15 protein-coding genes, 2 pseudogenes and 2 riboswitches (1 of these 19 running past the window's edge) are annotated in these 18,732 nt (G+C 50.4%); of the genes and pseudogenes, 5 read left to right on the forward strand and 12 right to left on the reverse strand.

Annotation, left to right across the window (positions count from 1 at the left end; all coding sequences use genetic code 11):
• The 6 genes and pseudogenes from CWI35_RS08975 to CWI35_RS09005 all read right to left on the reverse strand — a co-directional run.
• Positions 1 to 166 (reverse strand): annotated as a pseudogene (locus CWI35_RS08975) (GNAT family N-acetyltransferase) (its annotated part extends 218 nt beyond the left edge of the window); the annotation flags it as partial.
• Positions 167 to 242: 76 nt separating this feature from the next.
• Positions 243 to 1,568 carry an NCS2 family permease gene (locus CWI35_RS08980; RefSeq protein WP_011229764.1) on the reverse strand — a complete coding sequence of 442 codons (1,326 nt, stop codon included), beginning with the start codon at positions 1,566 to 1,568 and terminating at the stop codon, positions 243 to 245.
• A gap of 90 nt (positions 1,569 to 1,658) precedes the next feature.
• Positions 1,659 to 1,760: riboswitch (purine riboswitch) on the reverse strand.
• Between the two features lie 88 nt (positions 1,761 to 1,848).
• A complete protein-coding gene (gene guaA, locus CWI35_RS08985; RefSeq protein WP_119877672.1) occupies positions 1,849 to 3,381 on the reverse strand; it encodes a glutamine-hydrolyzing GMP synthase in 1,533 nt (510 codons plus the stop codon).
• An 83-nt stretch (positions 3,382 to 3,464) separates the two neighbouring features.
• Positions 3,465 to 3,521, reverse strand: a riboswitch (purine riboswitch).
• 468 nt (positions 3,522 to 3,989) lie between these two features.
• Positions 3,990 to 6,152, reverse strand: a complete 2,163-nt coding sequence (locus CWI35_RS08995; RefSeq protein WP_119877673.1) for a transglutaminase TgpA family protein — start codon at positions 6,150 to 6,152, stop codon at positions 3,990 to 3,992.
• Positions 6,149 to 7,318, reverse strand: coding sequence for a DUF58 domain-containing protein (locus CWI35_RS09000; RefSeq protein ID WP_119877674.1), 1,170 nt, complete (start codon positions 7,316 to 7,318; stop codon positions 6,149 to 6,151). The genes CWI35_RS08995 and CWI35_RS09000 overlap by 4 nt, the downstream gene beginning before the upstream one ends.
• A gap of 2 nt (positions 7,319 to 7,320) precedes the next feature.
• Positions 7,321 to 8,271 carry an AAA family ATPase gene (locus CWI35_RS09005; protein WP_119877675.1) on the reverse strand — a complete coding sequence of 317 codons (951 nt, stop codon included), beginning with the start codon at positions 8,269 to 8,271 and terminating at the stop codon, positions 7,321 to 7,323.
• Positions 8,272 to 8,402: 131 nt separating this feature from the next.
• On the opposite strand from CWI35_RS09005, the gene CWI35_RS09010 reads away from it, so the two are divergent.
• The gene (locus CWI35_RS09010; protein WP_119877676.1) at positions 8,403 to 9,626 is read left to right on the forward strand and encodes an Nramp family divalent metal transporter; all 1,224 of its coding nucleotides are present in this window, start codon (positions 8,403 to 8,405) and stop codon (positions 9,624 to 9,626) included.
• Positions 9,627 to 9,892: 266 nt separating this feature from the next.
• On the opposite strand, the gene fumC is transcribed toward CWI35_RS09010, so the two are convergent.
• A complete protein-coding gene (gene fumC / locus CWI35_RS09015; RefSeq protein WP_119877677.1) occupies positions 9,893 to 11,263 on the reverse strand; it encodes a class II fumarate hydratase in 1,371 nt (456 codons plus the stop codon).
• A 119-nt stretch (positions 11,264 to 11,382) separates the two neighbouring features.
• Here fumC and CWI35_RS09020 point away from each other — a divergent pair, with 119 nt between their 5' ends.
• A complete protein-coding gene (locus CWI35_RS09020; protein ID WP_014194754.1) occupies positions 11,383 to 11,775 on the forward strand; it encodes a hypothetical protein in 393 nt (130 codons plus the stop codon).
• A 217-nt stretch (positions 11,776 to 11,992) separates the two neighbouring features.
• Here the strand turns inward: CWI35_RS09020 and CWI35_RS09025 are convergent, their stop codons facing one another.
• From CWI35_RS09025 to CWI35_RS09035, 3 genes are all read right to left on the reverse strand, one after another.
• Entirely contained in the window at positions 11,993 to 13,441 is a 1,449-nt protein-coding gene (locus tag CWI35_RS09025; RefSeq protein WP_119877678.1) for an IS66-like element ISBst12 family transposase, read from the reverse strand.
• Between the two features lie 99 nt (positions 13,442 to 13,540).
• The gene (locus CWI35_RS09030) at positions 13,541 to 13,846 is read right to left on the reverse strand and encodes a contact-dependent growth inhibition system immunity protein (RefSeq protein WP_019417960.1); all 306 of its coding nucleotides are present in this window, start codon (positions 13,844 to 13,846) and stop codon (positions 13,541 to 13,543) included.
• 5 nt (positions 13,847 to 13,851) lie between these two features.
• Positions 13,852 to 15,132: a peptidoglycan-binding protein gene (locus CWI35_RS09035; RefSeq protein WP_119877679.1), complete on the reverse strand. Its 1,281-nt coding sequence runs from the start codon at positions 15,130 to 15,132 to the stop codon at positions 13,852 to 13,854.
• Between the two features lie 206 nt (positions 15,133 to 15,338).
• Here CWI35_RS09035 and CWI35_RS18445 point away from each other — a divergent pair, with 206 nt between their 5' ends.
• The 3 genes and pseudogenes from CWI35_RS18445 to CWI35_RS09045 form a co-directional block, all read left to right on the forward strand.
• Positions 15,339 to 15,869 carry a helix-turn-helix domain-containing protein gene (locus tag CWI35_RS18445; RefSeq protein ID WP_205536302.1) on the forward strand — a complete coding sequence of 177 codons (531 nt, stop codon included), beginning with the start codon at positions 15,339 to 15,341 and terminating at the stop codon, positions 15,867 to 15,869.
• A complete protein-coding gene (locus CWI35_RS18450) occupies positions 15,866 to 16,405 on the forward strand; it encodes an IS630 family transposase (protein ID WP_240432097.1) in 540 nt (179 codons plus the stop codon). Before CWI35_RS18445 ends, CWI35_RS18450 begins: the two co-directional genes overlap by 4 nt.
• 30 nt (positions 16,406 to 16,435) lie before the next feature.
• Positions 16,436 to 16,603: pseudogene (locus tag CWI35_RS09045) on the forward strand (tyrosine-type recombinase/integrase); the annotation flags it as partial.
• Between the two features lie 78 nt (positions 16,604 to 16,681).
• Here the strand turns inward: CWI35_RS09045 and groL are convergent.
• Both groL and groES read right to left on the reverse strand, forming a co-directional pair.
• The gene (groL, locus tag CWI35_RS09050; protein WP_011229758.1) at positions 16,682 to 18,298 is read right to left on the reverse strand and encodes a chaperonin GroEL; all 1,617 of its coding nucleotides are present in this window, start codon (positions 18,296 to 18,298) and stop codon (positions 16,682 to 16,684) included.
• A 107-nt stretch (positions 18,299 to 18,405) separates the two neighbouring features.
• A complete protein-coding gene (groES, locus tag CWI35_RS09055) occupies positions 18,406 to 18,690 on the reverse strand; it encodes a co-chaperone GroES (protein WP_013144057.1) in 285 nt (94 codons plus the stop codon).
• Between the last annotated feature and the right edge of the window lie 42 nt (positions 18,691 to 18,732).

Raw genomic sequence — 18,732 nt, forward strand, 5'->3', positions numbered from 1 at the left:
TCAATCCCATTCCTTGAAACGATTCGCCAAGCCAGTAGCCAATGCTCGTTTTTCGATTCACTCGATCAATATAATGAATTCCAATGACACCGGCCAATTGGCCACGATGCCAAATCCCTGCCTCAAAACCATTGCCAGCAGCAAATTTCTGCAATCCTTGACCGACCTTTTAAGACATACAAAAAAGACTGCTCCGAAAGGCTATCCAAACTGCCTTTTGGAACAGTCTTGCGTCTCCGTTACTATTCCCGCAAAAAGACGAAGTAACAAATAAAAACGACAAACAGCACATACAACAGCGGATGCACGTCTTTGCCGCGGCCTTTTAAAATCATCGTGATCGGGTAGAAGATGAAGCCAACGGCAATCCCAGTGGCGATGCTGTAGGAAAGCGGCATCGTGATGAGCGTGAAGAATGCCGGTACAGCGACTTCGAACTTCTTCCAGTCAATTTCGCCGATCGACGAGGCCATTAATACCCCGACGATGATGAGCGCTGGCGCGGTGACCGGTGCGGTAATGACGCTTAACAGCGGCGAGAAGAACAACGCCAGCAAGAACAAAATCCCCGTCACGACCGCGGAAAACCCTGAGCGTCCTCCAGCGGCGACGCCGGCTGACGATTCGATGTACGACGTCGTTGTCGATGTGCCGAACACCGCCCCAACCATCACCGCTGTCGCATCGACAAGCAGCGCTTTGCCGGCGCGCGGCAGTTTATTGTTTTTCAACAACCCGGCTTGGTTGGCGACAGCCAAGAGCGTGCCAGTCGCATCGAAAAAGTCGACAATAAAGAACGTTAAGACAACACCGAGCATTTTCCACGAGAAAATGTCCGGCAAATGCTTGATCGCTACACCGAAGGTTGGTGAAATGTCCGGAATAGCGCCGACAATTTGATGCGGCACTTTGATCAAACCGAAAATCATGCCGACAATCGCGGTAATGACCATGCCGTAAAAGACGCCGCCGTTTACTTTTCTTACCATCAAAACAACAGTAATGAACAATCCAAAAATGGCCAACAGTGTATTGCCGTCTTTCAACGAACTTAATCCGACGAGCGTTGCTTTGTTATCGACAATAATTCCAGCGTTTTGCAAGCCGATGAACGTGATGAACAGCCCAATTCCGGCGCTGACGGCATATTTCAGTTCAACGGGAATGGCATCGATGATTTTTTCTCGAATGCCGGTGAGCGATAAAATCGTAAAAATGATGCCGGAAACAAACACTCCCGCCAAGGCCGTTTGCCACGGAATGCCCATATGCAAGACGACCGTGAAGGCGAAGAAAGCGTTCAGCCCCATCCCCGGCGCCAAGGCGATCGGGTAGCGGGCCAGCACTCCCATTAAAATCGACCCGTATGCCGCCGCCAAAGCCGTGGCGACAAAGACGGCTCCTTGGTCAATGCGCAGTTCGTCAGGAAAATCTTTCACCGCCCCTAACGACAAGGTAAATGGGTTGACGAACAAAATGTACGCCATCGACAAAAACGTCGTCAGCCCGGCGATGATCTCCGTCCGATAATTCGTGCCGAGCTCATCAAACTGAAAATACTTTCTCACGTCTGTCCCCCCTATAAAGAATAAAAACGCTTCTGCAGCTACCAGAAGCGTTGACTAAGAAGGAATGACGAACAGAGAGAGGACATCGGCTCTCTATTTCACATCCCTCGTAGTCAAGCTATTTACGGTAGCTTGGTAGAAACTCCCGAGCCATATTCCCGGGATTATACGACGGAATTCGACAATATTCATGATTCCACGGCTATTGTATCAGCCTGTCGGTCGCTTGTCAAGAAAAAAGACGAACATTTCTTTGGAAATGCTCGTCTTTTGTTCGTTTTTATTCCCACTCAATCGTCGCCGGAGGCTTGCTTGTAATATCGTAGACGACGCGGTTGACGTGCGGCACTTCGTTGACGATGCGCGTTGAAATGCGTTCCAGCACATCCCACGGAATGCGGGCCCAATCGGCGGTCATCCCGTCGATCGAGGTTACGGCGCGGATGGCGACCGTATAATCGTACGTGCGGGCATCACCCATCACCCCGACGCTGCGGATGTCGGGAAGAACAGTGAAATATTGCCAAATGTCGCGGTCCAACCCCGCTTTTTTCACTTCTTCGCGCAAAATCGCATCCGATTCGCGAACGATTTCCAATTTTTCTTCCGTCACCTCGCCAAGGACGCGAATGCCAAGCCCCGGACCCGGGAACGGCTGGCGCCAAACGATTTCGTCCGGAATGCCTAATTGTGTGCCAAGAGCGCGCACTTCGTCTTTAAACAGCGTATTGAGCGGTTCGATCAGTTCGAATTTCATATCTTCCGGCAAACCGCCGACGTTATGGTGCGATTTGATCGTTTGCGCCGTCGCCGTGCCGCTTTCGATAATGTCGGTATAGAGCGTCCCTTGCACTAAAAATTCAATGCCTTCAAGCTTCGCCGCCTCGTCGTCAAATACGTAAATAAACTCGTTGCCGATGATTTTCCGCTTTTGTTCCGGGTCCGTAACCCCTTTGAGTTTCGCCAAAAAGCGGTCTTTCGCATCAACTTTAATGACATTCATTTGGAACTGCTCACGGAACGTCTTCATGACGCTTTCGGCTTCACCTTTGCGCAAAAGGCCATGGTCGACGAAAATACAAGTAAGTTGATCGCCAATGGCGCGGTGCACCAATACAGCCGCAACCGACGAGTCAACCCCGCCGCTTAAGGCGCACAACACTCTTTTTTCGCCCACTTGTTCGCGGATGCGACGCACCTGCTCATCGATGAAGTTTTCCATCGTCCAGTCGCCCCGGCAGCCGCATACATCGAAAACAAACTTCTTCAACAAATCGTTGCCGTAGACCGAGTGGCGCACTTCGGGATGAAACTGCACTCCATACCACTTCCGCCGTTCATCGCTCATCGCTGCGATCGGGCAGGAAGGGCTTGTGGCATCTACGACAAAGCCGTCAGGCGGAGCGGTCACCAAATCGCCATGGCTCATCCAGACGACTTGCTCGTCCGGCAAACCGTGGAACAACAGGGAGTCGTTTTTCACTTGAATGAGCGCCTTCCCGTACTCGCGGTGCGACGCCTTTTCCACTTTGCCGCCTAAGTGGTGCGCCATCAGCTGCATCCCGTAGCAAATCCCTAAAATCGGCAGCCCGAGCTCAAAAATCGCCGGGTCGCACCGAAACGCCTGCTCATCATATACGCTGTTCGGGCCGCCGGAAAAAATGATCCCCTTGGCGTTCAACGCGCGAATCTCGTCGGCGCGAATCGTATGCGGGTGCAATTCGCTGTACACGCCAAATTCACGGATGCGGCGGGTGATCAGTTGGTTATATTGGCTTCCGAAGTCCAATACGACGATCATTCCTTGATTCATGTTCTCCACCCCGTCCAAAAAATAAACGCTGCCATTGCCCAAAATATGGATGAAGGCAGAATAGCAGCGTCTTCTGCCTTCATAGTCGGGCCGTTTACGGCGGCCCGGTAGAGACGCACAAGCCATATTCTTGCGCTTATGTCAACTACCCCCACTTCGCTAACGCTTGAAGTGGGGGCTTGCAACTCCCCAGAAGTGCAAACGGACTTCGTCCTCCTTCCTTGACTTGGGGTTGCATCAGGGGGCAGGTTGACGACTACCCAACGACGCAGGTCATGCCTGCATCGTTACCGATTCTCTCGGTGTGTCTGTTGGCAGTACTTGGCTTCCACACACAACAGACGGACCTACGCTCGATGTTTTACGGTTACAACGTTTTCTGTAACCAACTCCATACATCGAGTAGCCGTGATTGGAGTGCCTTTATTGAACGGTTTTCTCCACGCCTTTATTCTATCATACACAAAAGAAAGGGGGGAACGCGCATTCCTCTCCCACTTACTCCCTTTGGTCGTTGAAGTGGGAGTCTCCTGCGCGAAATAGGATGAAGGGCTTTCGTCTATCCGTATGCAAATTTGAATTCATTCTATCAACTTGCCGGCAGGCGGTCAAGAGATCGTCCTTTTTATTAAATTTTCCCACAATTGGCGCGCCTCACGGAAATCGATCCGGCTGCTGTTTGCGCCGTAGACCGCTTGTTCATACGATTTGGTCAAACGTTCCATTTCATCGGTTTCGAATAAACGATCCACTTGGATGGCGTACTGACGCAACGTTTCCTCTTCTTTTCGTTTCAGCCCGTAGTCATGCAGCTGACGCAACAATGCCAAGTAAGCGGGGACAAGCCATTCCGGGCCGTCAACTTGGCGGCGGCGGAATCGAAGGAGCGTAAGGCGCGGCCACCATTTTCGTCTTGTCGTGTAAATCGTTCCGCCCAATGCCGCTAGCATCGCGAACACGCCCAGCACCATTTGCCATGACCAACTGTCGGCCAGCTTCTCCCACCAATGGCGGTCTTGCTCTGGCGATGATCGTTTGATCAATTGTTCAAGCGGCACGCGCGGCTGTGCCTGTGGTTCCGGCTGCGAGGGCTGCGCTTGTTGCTCCTCATTCTGTTGAGAAAGTGAAAACGCATACGGGTTGACAAACCCCCGCGTTGGCTCAAACGGCACCCAGCCGACGCCTTCAAAATACACCTCAACCCACGCATGAGCGTCATGGTTGCGGATTTCGTAAAGATTTTCCCCGTCTTGCTCGCTGACCAGCCTTCCGGACGTATAGCCTTTCACCCAGCGCGCCGGAATGCCGAGCGAACGCACGAGCACGACCATAGAAGTCGAAAAATTGTCGCAATACCCCCGTTTTGTTTCAAATAAAAATTGATCGACGTAATCTTCGTTCTCTTTTGGAACGGCGACATCCTTTGTTTCGTACGTATATTGCCCAAGTTGAAAATACTGCTCAATGGCTCTCACTTTGTCGTAAGCCGTCTGTTCTCCGGCGGCGATTTGCTTCGCCAAGTCGCGCACCCTTTGCGGAAGCGTCTTTGGCAACTGCGTATATCGTTTCAACAGAAGAGGGTCTCGAACTGGGGGCGCGGCGCGCAACGCCGCAATCGGAAAATCCGGCTCCCAATAGGTCAATGAATACTTGCCAACAGGGAACGCATTCGCCCTGTCATCGGTCGTATAAATTTTCTCTGTCGCCACATCCATGCGGTACACGACCGGTTCGGCTGCTTCCACCCGCCGCAACCCAAGCGGATAAACGAGATGAAACCCTTGATTGCGCCGCTCGATCTCCGCCTTTTGCTCCACTGTCTCAACTTGATCGCTCCACCATTCATACTTGAGCTCTTCGCCGTTGGCAAACGAGCGGACTTGCTCGCTCGGAAACACTTCCCATCCCTTGCCGGTGTAAATATCTTTCGTCTCAATCCGCCAGTAATGAAGCCCTCGATCTTTCGCCGTAAAGACGACGGTATCATCCGCGATAAACGGCCCGCCGAGGCGGGAATCATTTTGCCCATATCCCACTTTTGCCACACCAGGAGAAGGTGAGTCATCGTTCGTTTCTTCCGGCTGGGCGTGATAGCTGCGGATAAACGCCACCGGATCCGGCCATTGCGGCGGCAGCTTCGGACCCGCATACCCAACCGCAAGAGCGACGGCAGGAATGAACAGAGCGGCCGCCCGCCACTTTCCGATGCGAAAAGACGGCTCTTTTGCCTGCAGCTCTTCACCCTGGAACCAAACAAAGGCAAAAAAGCCGAGCGCAACAAGACGAAGGATCGCCCCGTTGCCGCTATATGGCAGAAACGTATCAAGCACAGCGATATACCCAACTGTCAACGCGTATGGGACAAACCACCGATTCCGCCGTACAATAAGCCAATGCAACAGGAACGAAACGGCCCATAACAGCAGAAAAAAGACAAAGGTGCGCAGCGCATCGCCCGGCATAGAAGACCAATCGCCCGACAACCAGACGGTGCTATCCCGCCAAAGCGCATGAGACAAAGCGGCGATCGAAGCAAAAGAAAATAGGCGAGAAAGCGCCCACCATATATAAACCATTTTTCCGAGCGCGGAAAGCCATATGGGAACACGGAGCAAATGAAGTCCGAAACAAAGGGCGACAAATGATACAAACACACCTATATGCGCTGTATCGGTGACGGCCTCTAACGGCCAAAGCCATTCCGTGAGCAGCCAAGCGGCTAGGGCGTTAGGCAGCACGGTAGATAACATGTTTGCCCCTAACGGTCTCATCCATCTCCTCCTCCTTGCCGGACGGTTTGCAACGCCTGCGGGTCAATGCGCGACACATACACTCCGCTGCGGCGAAGCCTGTCCGCCCAATTCCGCTCATCCTCTCCCCATTCACGGCTGACAACATACAGAACAATATGGCGTTTTGGCGCCATTGCTCGGAGCTGCCCGGCCAACTGGGCGGACAACGCGGACGTCACAATGATGCAACCAGCAGCCGTCCTCCAGCTCGCCTCCTCAGCTAAAACATGCGCGAGCGGCTCTTGGCCGCCGACGTCCACTTCCGCCAACCGGAGAAGAATCGACTGCCACTGTCCGTCATGGCGGCGCGGCGCTAAGAAAGAACGCTCTTTTCCAGCAACGAGCAGCCCGACCGGCACCCCTTCATCCATCAACGCCTTCGATACGGAAGCCGCTAACGTGACAAGCTCCTCAAACCATGGAGAAGCGGTGCCGTCGAGCACAACGATCCAATCGTCATTGCGCTGTTCATCAAACTCTTTGGTCATCAGTTCCTGTCTGCGCGCTGACGCCTTCCAATGCACCCACGACATTTTGTCCCCAGGCACGTATTCACGGGCGCCGGCCGCCACGGCCATATCGCGGCGATAGGCAAGTGTGCGCGCAGCTTTTCCTTGGGCAAACCATTCGCGCACCATCTCAGGCGGCCATTGGATATAACGTGGATAGACGATAACCGTGCACGGGGCATAAAACGATGCCGTTTTGTTCACCCAGCCAAAGACATCGCGCGCTTCCAAGCGAACAGCTTCCAATTGATGACGGCCGCGCGGCAAGGAAAGCGGCCATGTACAAGAAAGGTGGCGGCGAAACGGCCAAGCAATCGCAATCATCTCTCCTCCGTGCTTCCGCCCTTCCTCAGCAACAGCAAGCGCCGCCAGCGGAACCGCCCACGGCAACTCGATACGAACCATCACCGGAATCGATTCACCCGCATGGTAGCGCCGCGCCGGCACCGTCCGGCTTACCGCGGCGCGTCGAAGCGGATACATCGCGACCAAGAACGCATACAAACCGAACGGCAAAAAGCTGTAAAACAAAAACCAACTGACAAACCCGCCTTGAAACATGGCGTATGAAAACAAGACAGCCGCCAAAAGTAACAAACCGGTGAAAGCAAACCAACGGCGCCAATTCCGTTTCATCTTTATCGCCGCCCTCGCACCGGTACCGGTGTACGGGCAATCAGTTGCGCAACGATAGTTTCCCCATCAAGCTTGTCCCATTTTGCTTCCGGACGGACGAGCAGGCGGTGGGCGAGCACATAGGGAGCGAGCTGCTGGACATCATCGGGGATGACAAAATCGCGGCCATGGATGAACGCGTACGCCTGCGCCGCTTTCATCAAGGCGACCGACCCGCGCGGGCTGACGCCCAAATAGACCGCTTCATGCGTACGGCTTTGTTGGACAAGCTCAACGATGTATCCTTTCACCGCATCACTCACATGCACATCCGTCACCTTCCGTTGCAAGGCAAGCAATTCCTCAAGCGACATGACTGGACCGATCTCCGAGAGCGGCGCTGTTTTTTCAAGCCGGTTTAACATTTCGATTTCCTCATCATGTGACGGATAGCCCATCTGCAATTTCAGCAAAAACCGATCCAACTGTGCTTCCGGAAGTGGATACGTCCCTTCATATTCAATCGGGTTTTGCGTCGCCATGACAAAAAACGGCTGCGGCAGCACTCGGGTGACGCCATCGACCGTCACGCTTCCTTCTTCCATCGCCTCAAGAAGCGCCGACTGCGTTTTCGGCGACGTCCGGTTGATCTCGTCAGCGAGCACGATATGGGCGACAATCGGTCCGGGTTTATACTCAAACTGCTGCTCTTTCGGGTTATAGACAGAAACGCCAATCACATCGCTCGGCAACAAATCTGGCGTAAATTGAATCCGTTTCAGCTCGGCGCTGAACGATTTCGCCAGCGCGCGCACAAGCATCGTCTTGCCAACGCCTGGCACATCTTCAAGCAATACGTGTCCTTTGGCCAACAGCGCTGTTAAACTGAGCACAATCACTCGGCGTTTTCCAACAATGACTTGTTCTACATTGCGAACAACTTGTTCAAGCGCGGGAAGCAACGGTTCGTTCATTACATCAAACTCCTTTTATGGTGATCAATGGGACTTTTAGCAGTAGACAATATCTAGTTTATACTATTAATATAATATCGAATATACACAACTTTTGGAATCGGTTTGCAACAAAGGGGGAAGGAGAAAAAATGGGGAAATCGAAGTGGAAGATGATCGGCCCTGGGTTGATCGTCGCCGCCACCGGGGTCGGCGCCGGCGACTTAGTCGCGGCCCTTGTCGCAGGAACGAACTACGGCCTTGTTTTCATGTGGGCGATTATCGTCGGGGCTGTGTTCAAATTCGTGCTGAACGAAGGAGTCGGGCGCTGGCATTTATTAAGCGGAAAAACGATTTTCGAAGGCTGGCAGTCGATGGGGAAATGGGCGTCCATCTACTTTGGGGTGTATGCGATCATTTGGGGATTTGTTTACGGAGCGGCGGGCACATCATCGTGCGCGCTGGCGATGTCGGCGATGATCCCATCGATTCCGCTTTGGGCGTGGGCAATCATCCATGGCCTCGCTGGTTTCGCCATCACTTGGTCGGGGCGGTTCCAACTGTTTGAACGGGTGATGAACGTGCTCGTCGGACTGATGTTTGTGACGGTTGTTGGTTCGGCACTGCTTGTGTTGCCACAGCTGAACGATCTTTGGAAAACCGCCGTTCCTGATTTGCCAAAAGGGTCGCTTTTGTATGCTCTCGGGCTGATCGGAGGCGTCGGCGGCTCGATTACCATGGCGTCTTACGGATATTGGCTTCAGGAAAACGGCTGGAAAGGCCGGTCCTACGTATCGCCAATGCGTTACGATTCCGCTGTTGCCTACATTGTGACAGCAATTTTTACGTTGTCGCTCCTGATTTTAGGCGCCGCTCTTCTCTACGGAACGAATACCTCGATCAGCGGCGAACAAGGGCTTGTCTCGTTTGCCTCGATCATGGGCAATGAGCTGCATCCAGCCGCCCGGTGGCTCTTTTTGCTTGGTTTTTGGTCGGCATCGTTTACATCCGTCATCGGCGTTTGGAACGGCGTTTCCTATTTGTTCGCCGATTTTGTTCGCAACATGCGAAAAACGCCGATTGGCACCGAGTCGCTCAACCAGTCGAAAGCGTTTCGCTTCTACGTCTTTTGGCTCACTTTTCCGCCGATGCTCTTACATTTTATCGGCAAGCCGGTCGGTCTTATTATCGCCTACGGGGCGCTTGGAGCGCTGTTTATGCCGTTTTTGGCCGTCACACTGCTTTACTTGCTCAACTCGAAAAAAGCGCTTCCAGATGAAGGAAGGAACCATTGGCTGTCAAATGCGTTGCTCGCCCTGTGCTTGGCGCTGTTTGCCGTCTTGTCGATTAATGAACTTATTCGCCTGTTTGCCTAACATTTGCCTCATGCAAGGCAGCCAGCTGGCGAGAAGGCTGTCACAACGGAAAACGAGGGTGTCCCAAACGGAACACCCTCGTTCTCATGGTACAAAAAAAGAACGCCGCTTCCGGCGTCGTATCCTGAAGACCGGAACACCCTTGTCCCCCACTACTATGCGCGCTGCCTGAGCGTTTCGTATAGTTGTGTTGATCTTGAAGACAGACGACCTTTTGGAACAGCCCTGTTTTTTAGCCCCCTGTTCGCTCCCAGCGTTTTATGCCACTAAATCATCTTCTCCGGTCTCACCCATTCCTCGTACTGCTCCGCCGTGACATACCCGGTTTTCAACGCCGCTTCCTTGAGCGTCAACCCTTCGCGATGGGCGAGCTTGGCGATTTCCGCCGCCCGGTCGTAGCCGATATGCGGGCTCAACGCCGTCACGAGCATGAGTGAGCGGTCCACGTATTCTTTCATTTTCGCTTCGTTCGCCTCCAGCCCTTGGGCGCACCGTTCATCAAACGAGCGGATCACATCGCCGAGCAGCTGCACGGACTGAATGGCGTTATAGGCGATGACCGGCTTGAACACATTTAATTGGAAGTTGCCTTGGCTCGCCGCAAAGCCGATCGTGGCGTCATTGCCGAACACTTGCACAGCGACCATCGTCATCGCTTCGCTTTGCGTCGGATTCACTTTCCCCGGCATGATCGAGCTTCCGGGTTCATTGGCTGGAATCGTGATCTCCCCGAGCCCGGAGCGCGGCCCGCTCGCCAGCCAGCGGATATCGTTGGCGATTTTCATCAAATCGGCGGCGAGCGCTTTCAACGCTCCGTGGACATACACGATCTCATCATGGCTGGTCAGCGCGTGAAATTTGTTGGCGGCAGAGCGGAACGGGTAGCCGGTTTGAGCGTGCAGCTGTTTGGCGACTTGTTCGCCAAACGCTGGCGGCGCATTGATTCCGGTGCCAACCGCGGTGCCGCCGATCGCCAAATCGAGCAGCTTGTCGGCCGCTTCGCTAATCATCATTTTGCTTTTCTCTAGCATCGCCCGCCAGCCGGAAATCTCTTGTCCAAATGTGAGCGGCGTCGCATCTTGCAAGTGGGTGCGCCCGATTTTGATCGTCTTCCCATATTGGCGTTCTTTGGTCGCGAATGTCCTGATCAAGCCATCAAGCGCTGGCAGGAGGTGCGTTTGGATCTTCGTGAAGATCGCGATATGCATCACAGTTGGGAATGTGTCGTTCGAGCTTTGCGACATGTTCACATCATCGTTTGGGTGAATGCGCCCTTCCCCCTCATCCAGCAGCTCGCTCGCCCGTCTCGCCACGACTTCATTGACGTTCATGTTCGTCTGCGTCCCACTTCCCGTCTGCCAAACGACGAGCGGAAAATGGTCATCCCATTGGCCCGCCAAAATTTCCTCGCACGCGGCCACAATCGCCCGCTGCTTCGCTTCGCTCAGTTTCCCGGCTCGATGGTTGACGATGGCCGCCGCTTTTTTCAACTCGGCATAGGCGTAAATGAGTTCAAGCGGCATCGTTTCTTTGCCGATGCGGAAGTTTTGCCGGCTCCGCTCCGTCTGCGCCCCCCAGTATTTATCGGCCGGCACCCGCACCTCGCCGATCGAGTCGCGTTCGATTCGTTCGTTCATTGCGTTGTCCTCCTTTGCATCGACATCCCCATTACATTTTTATTCCCATTTTCAGCCGGATCAACGCAACGAAGCGGCTAAAAAGACGCCTATATTCAAAAAAGGGGAATGGTTCGACAATGAAGAAACGATGGGCCCCGCTTCTTATTTTGCTTCTTCTATGGCTTTCCGACTGTTCATTCGGTGATATCAAGCTGCCTACATTAACGTTGACTATCAACAGCGAAACGGTCGACCACCGGCTCGGGATTTATACGTGGTCGACAGGCCGCCGCGGAGTGGTTGCTGATGCTGCGGCCCCGCCGCTGCTCGTCAAAGAACTCAAGCTCCATCCTGCCGCCCCGAGTGCAAAGCTTCACGTTCAATTTGACTACTGCCCAGCGGCAAAAAGAAAAAGAACACCGGGATTACTCCCAGTGTTCTTTGTTTCGCTAGGCGGATTACATCATGCCGCCCATCGCTTATCAATGGACATCAAAGTTTCTTTAAGTCTGTTAAATGTTGAATTATAGGGATTTTTAGAGACTTGTAAGGTTTAAATATCCAATAAAAAATATAATTTTTGATTAAATTCGTGGTCACAATGTGGTCACGTGGTCAAAAAAAAGGCGGATCACTCCGCCTCTTTTCGTTGCTCATATTCCGCCTTTTTTATTGTAACTATTCACCCCAGTGCTAGTGTATAAAAAAGCCCAGCACAAATAGGGCATTTCGGTCATAGAAAATGCCCTAGGTAGCGGAAAGAACTCGATCGATCGTTTCGCCTGCCAACAGAAGACATAACGAATCCCACACGTTTTTTTCGTGTTTCGTCAGTGTGGAAACGATGCTTCTTGCGATGCAAAACGACTGCGCGAATGTTTCTTCGCGAAACGTACCCGAAATGTTCTCTTTGACTTTGACCATGCGAAGATCGCGTTCGGCTTGGTTGTTATCAAAGGGAACATGTACTTCACGTAAGAAACGCAGCGCTTCTTCCTTTCGTTTTTGAAGGCGTCGAACAAAAGCGAGTGCTTTTTTCGGAAGAGGCGTCATCGTTTCTAATCGGTGTTGTGCTCTTTCTAGGATGCGATCATACACTCGTTCCCACCGTCTCGCTTCTTCTTCGGAAAGTGCACCGTGATGGGCTTCGACGGCTTGCTTGGCGGCTAACAGAAACGTGGTCATGCGCATCGCCCACGTATGCCCCTGTTCGATGAATCCTTTTAACTCACGCAAATGGTGGGCATGACAAAGGGCATGGGTGGCATGTGTGTATTTCGGATACGTACCGAACGCATCGTGCATCATCGTCCCTTCATATCGGGGAAGAATCCCGATATCATCGGTCGCTTTTTTTCCACGAGAAGCGTGAGGAGCCAAGTATGTATATCTCGATGTACACGCGACATGCACCCATGCGAGTTTCCCATTGATGCGCAAACTCGTTTCATCGACATGCAGGATGTTGGATTCAAGTAAGGCATCTTCGATGATGTCCATATTTGATTCCAACGATTCGCGTCCTCGTTTCACCATATTGGCAAGAGTTCCCGTACTAATCGAGTGTTGATATAACGCTTCGATTGTATCACTTAAACGCTTGTACGGGATCAATTGGATATGATGTAAATAAACAACGAGCGCCGTGAGCCGTGGACCGTATTGCACATGATTCGTGACATGGGATGGGAATTCGGCTTGTTGCACGCATCGACAATGTGGACACGATTTCACTTCACGTTCATGTTGTGTCACCTCGATCGCCACAGGAGGGACATCAAACACTTGACGGATATCGACTTTGAACGGTTTGACTTCACACAAAGAAGCTCCACATCCTTGACACGTATGCACACGGTGGACGACACGATGATGTGGATGTTCCACTTGACGGAGCGTCTTCCCCTCATGTCCCTCTTGCCCACCAGGCTTTTTGCCAGACGGCTCGCGGGAGGAACGCTTTTTCTCAAAACGGTCAGAAGATGGGGGCAAATGGCTATTGGAGCTGTTTTTTTTCGTGCGTGCTTCCAGCTCTTGAACACGGTACTTCAGTTGTTCATTTTCTTTGCGTAGTTGTTTGTTTTCGTGACGCAAATGTTCATTTTCTTGAATGAGTTGATGAATGAGCTGTTTTTGTTGTTGGACTTTGCCGATTAAGCTCTCAACTGTAAATACAGCTTGTTGTACCGTCAACATGCGATTCACCTCCTTGTCTATCAGTATTCACATCATAGACAAGGAAAGAAGAAAATATTCAGCTCACTTTATGATGTGGCTGAATAGTTACTTTTTATTTTAGTTTTTATTATCCAGAACATTTAAAACACGATTAATAAACGCTTGACCATCTTCAAACTCAATATATCGTAAACTATTATCATGCAATAAAATCTCTACTTTTTTAAATGTTTCTCTATCCCCATTGTCTATTAGTTTCTGTAATTCAGCTAATTCAGCTCTTAATGCGTTAACCAAACTCTCTGGTTCTTCATCTCTAAATTCTCTAATCATGTCGTCAAATTCATGATCATCGATTGATTGATTATAATATCCGTCTACAAAGTATTTAAGCGTCTTAAATTTTCTCTCAATTTCCATCATATTCATCACCACTTCGGATAAGATGTAACAATATAAAAACCATATGGAGAATTAGGATCTCTTTTTAATAATGTGAAAGTATTTCTTAGGTCATAATCAATTTTATTTGCCCCCCTTTTAACTCCTCTTCCCACCGGATGTTTATATTTATAATTTAGACTTAATGTTGTACTTTCGGAGTTTAACAGCCAATCAGCAATTTTATCAGCATTGGCTTTTATTGTTAGTTCAATCACATTATTGGCAGTAGTTTTATTAGTATAAGTACTTACGTCTTTTCTTTCTGATTTCATACGATCAATTAATTCATTATCTTTTAAAGAAACATGTTTTAGAATTGTATGACCTTTATCTTCAGAATAATTTAATAATGTTCCTGCGTCAATATTGTTTATTTTATCTGAAATGAATTTGACTGCAGCATCATCAATTTTATCTGTTCCTTTTCTTACCGTCGATTTGATTACATCGACTGCTTTCCCAATATTTTTTAAGTCTTTTAAGTCTCCAATAACAGGTATGAATGCAAATAATGCTAATCCAACTTCTTTAGCAGTAGCATTAGGATTAAATAAAGTATTGACAAGATTATATGCGTCTTTAAATTGACCAACAACAGGAACAAAATCGGTGACCACATCCATTAGTGACTTAGCTAATTCCTGTTTCTTCTTTTCCTCTGCCTCTTTTTGAAGTCTTTGTGCTTCTTTAGATATATCAACTGTTACGCCCTTATTAGCTTTTGATGAGATATAAGACTTTAGACTTCTATAAGTTTGCGCCCCAGCTATACCATCAACAGATATACCAACTAATTTTTGAAAACTTCTTACAGCTCCCTCTGTCTCGGAACCATATACACCATCTACTTTAACATTATATCCTGCCGAATTTAACATTCTTTGTAATTCCTTTACATCTTCTCCTTTGCTTCCTTCTCTAAGCGTCTGACCTGTCCAATGATCATTGCTGCTTGATGAGTTTGATCGGGACAATGTCGTTTGTGTTCTGACATACTTTTGCAGAGCTTGGTACGTTTGTTTCCCCGCAATTCCATCGGCCGTGATTCCAACCTTCTTCTGAAATTCCTTCACAGCCTTCTCTGTATTTGCTCCGTAAACTCCATCAATTCCCCCGGGATTAAATCCGGCTTTATAAAGCCAAGATTGCAATGTCTTCACATAATCATTTCGATCACCTCTTTTCAGCGTTTGCCCACTCCATAGATAATTTGTATAATTTGATGGATAATAGATGATTCTGCTAGCCCCATCTACAACGTACATCATTAGCCCCCCATTTCAAAGCTTTATCCATTCATTCCGATATTAACTGTTTTTGATCGAAAATATTGTCGAAATTTTGTATTAAAACAAAAAAATATTCGCAGTACTATATACATGCTCATTGAAAAGTTAACCTTCGCATAAGCGGTGCCCACTCTGGTTATACTGCTCCTAATGAAAAACATGGAAAAGGAGCGGAATTCTGCATGAAACGCCTCAAAATCACCGACAACCATGGATGGACGCCCCGGAAACTCCGCAAGCAGGAACGGAAGATCAAAAACGCTCATCTCCGCCAACGTGTGATGGCCGTCCGCCTGGTCATGGAAGGCTATTTGGGCAAAGAGGCGGCTTCCATGGTCAACGTGTGCCGACAAACCGTTTCCCATTATGTGTCGCTGTTCAACGAAGGCGGCCTTGAACTCCTGCTTCATCGGGATTTCGCCCCCGGGCGGGAGCCGTTTCTCACCGAAGAACAGCAGGAAAAGATCAAACAGCTTGTGTTGACCACTACTCCCGCGGAACTGGGCTGGGACGTCGCTTCGGCGTGGAACACCAAACTCCTGCAATCCTATGTCGCAAAGCAATTCGGTGTTTCCATTTCCCGCGAAGCGCTGCGAAAACTCCTGCACCGCAAAGGGCTGTCGTGGACACGACCGACGTACACACTGGCGAAAGGAAATCTGGATGAGCAAAAACAATTTGAAAAACAAATGGATCTGATAAAAAAAACTTGATCACCAAGGAGACAGAAGATGCTGTTCTTCTGTACATCGATGAAACCCATATCCGCTCTTACCATGTCTTGCGGTCCACATGGTCGGAAGTCGGCCGCCAAAAACAAGTGCCGACGTTTGGCCATCATGCCCACGTATCGCTGTTTGGCGCGGTCAACGTCCATGATGGTGAAACGGTGCTTCATCAAACGACCGCTGCCAATGCCGCGACGTTCTTGGATTTCTTGAGAATGCTCAAAGAGCGCTATTTAGACCGTCTCATGGTTTTGGTGTTGGATAACGCCCGCATTCACCATGCCAAAATGGTCAAGGAGTTTTTGCGGGAAGAAGGACAGTGTTTTCACTTTATTTACCTTCCTCCGTATTCTCCGCAACTGAACCCGATCGAACGCTTGTGGAAATGGCTGAAAGACACCGTGATCGCCAATGTGTTTCACAAAAATCGAAACGATATCGTCCAGGCCATTGCTCGGTTTGTCAACTACATCCACGAACGTCCGGAGGAAGTGCTGCAACGCTTAGGGTGTGCAGGATGAGAAGTTAACTCTTTATGTTGCATGGTATATAGTTTACTTATTGAAGCAGGAGTGGGAATCAAAGAAATCCAGCAGCGCCTCGGCCATGCAGATATCGAAACAACCATGAACATTTATGCGCATCTAACAAAAGATTTGGAAGAAAGAGCTTCGCAGAAATTTAGCGAGCTTATGAGCAACTTCATCAAAAATTTGTGATTTTCGTGGTCAAAATGTGGTCAAAACAAAAAGAACACCGGGGAGAACCCCAGTGTTCCAAAGGATTGGAGGCGATGATTACATCATGCCGCCCATATCCGGCATGTTGTTGTTGCCTTTGTTTTCTTCCGGTTTGTCGGCAACGACCGCTTCTGTCGTCAAGACCATTGCGGCGACAGATGCAGCGTTTTGCAGCGCCGAACGAGTGACTTTCGTCGGGTCAACGATACCAGCTTCGATCATGTCGACCCATTCACCTGTTGCCGCATTGAAGCCGATGCCCGGTTTTTCGTTTTTCAGGCGCTCAACGATGATCGAGCCTTCCAGACCAGCGTTTTGCGCGATTTGACGAACCGGTTCTTCGATCGCGCGCAATACGATTTTCACGCCGGTTGCTTCATCGCCTTCCGCTTCGATGGCAGCGACTTTGTTGTAGATGTTCATGAGAGCCGTGCCACCGCCGGCGACAATGCCTTCTTCAACAGCCGCACGAGTCGAGTTGAGCGCGTCTTCGATGCGCAGTTTGCGTTCTTTCAATTCTGTTTCTGTTGCCGCACCGACTTTGATGACCGCTACGCCGCCAGCCAATTTCGCCAAGCGTTCTTGCAGTTTTTCGCGATCGAATTCGGACGTCGTTTCTTCAAGCTGCGCACGGATTTGGTTGATGCGCGCTTTGATGCGCTCCGAATCGCCAGCGCCTTCGACGATGGTCGTCGTTTCTTTCGTGACAACAACTTTCGCCGCACGACCAAGCGACGCGATCGTCGTCGATTTTAATTCACGGCCAAGCTCTTCCGAGATCACTTCGCCGCCTGTCAAAATCGCAATGTCTTCGAGCATCGCTTTGCGGCGATCGCCGAAGCCAGGCGCTTTGACAGCAACCGCATTGAACGTGCCGCGCAGTTTGTTGACAACAAGCGTCGCCAATGCTTCGCCTTCAACATCTTCCGCAATGATCAGGAGCGGACGGCCTTGTTGGACGACTTGTTCTAAGACCGGCAACAGTTCTTGAATGCTCGATACTTTTTTGTCCGTGATGAGGATGTACGGATTTTCAAGGACAGCTTCCATTTTTTCCGTATCCGTAATCATGTACGGTGAAACGTAACCGCGGTCGAATTGCATCCCTTCGACAACGTCGAGTTCCGTCGTGAAGCCTTTCGATTCTTCAAGCGTGATGACGCCGTCATTGCCAACGCGTTCCATCGCTTCAGCAATCAATTGACCGACTTCTTCGTCAGCAGCCGAAATCGCAGCCACTTGGGCGATCGACTCTTTCCCTTTGATCGGTTTGGAGATGGCTTTTAATTCTTCAACAGCAACCGCAACCGCTTTTTCAATCCCGCGGCGGATGCCCATCGGGTTGGCACCAGCAGCCACGTTTTTCAAGCCTTCACGGATCATCGCTTGAGCCAATACCGTAGCGGTTGTTGTACCGTCCCCAGCGATGTCGTTCGTTTTGCTGGCGACTTCAGCGACAAGTTTCGCGCCCATGTTTTCAAACGGATCTTCGAGTTCGATTTCTTTCGCGATTGTTACCCCGTCATTCGTGATGAGCGGCGAACCGAATTTTTTCTCCAATACGACGTTGCGGCCTTTCGGACCTAATGTGACTTTCACTGCGTCTGCGAGTTTGTCCACCCCGCGCAACATCGCACGGCGCGCTTCTTCGCTGAACTTGATTTGTTTTGCCATACCCCGTTACCTCCTTATGAATATTGTTGGACTGCGTGCCACAAGTTAAGTATCCGAGTTAAGCATCTAGCAATGTTTTCGGAATGTTTATGTGATGAACGCATATATTAGCGGATGACAGCCAAAATATCGCTTTCGCGCAAAATTAAGTATTCTTTGCCGTCGTATTTCACTTCTGTGCCCGCATATTTCGAGAAGATAATGCGGTCGCCAACTTCGACTTCCGGAGCGATGCGTTGGCCGTTATCGAGCACGCGGCCTGCACCGACAGCAACAACGCGTCCTTCTTGCGGTTTTTCTTTCGCCGTATCCGGCAGCACGATACCGCTAGCCGTTTTTTCTTCTGTTTCCACGACTTCAATGACAATGCGATCGCCTAATGGCTTCAACACGGGGAACAACCTCCTTAACGATAGTTTTCACCGTTCTTATTA

Origin of the sequence: [Bacillus] caldolyticus (assembly GCF_003595605.1) — a bacterium.
In the GTDB taxonomy this organism is placed as follows: domain Bacteria; phylum Bacillota; class Bacilli; order Bacillales; family Anoxybacillaceae; genus Geobacillus; species Geobacillus thermoleovorans.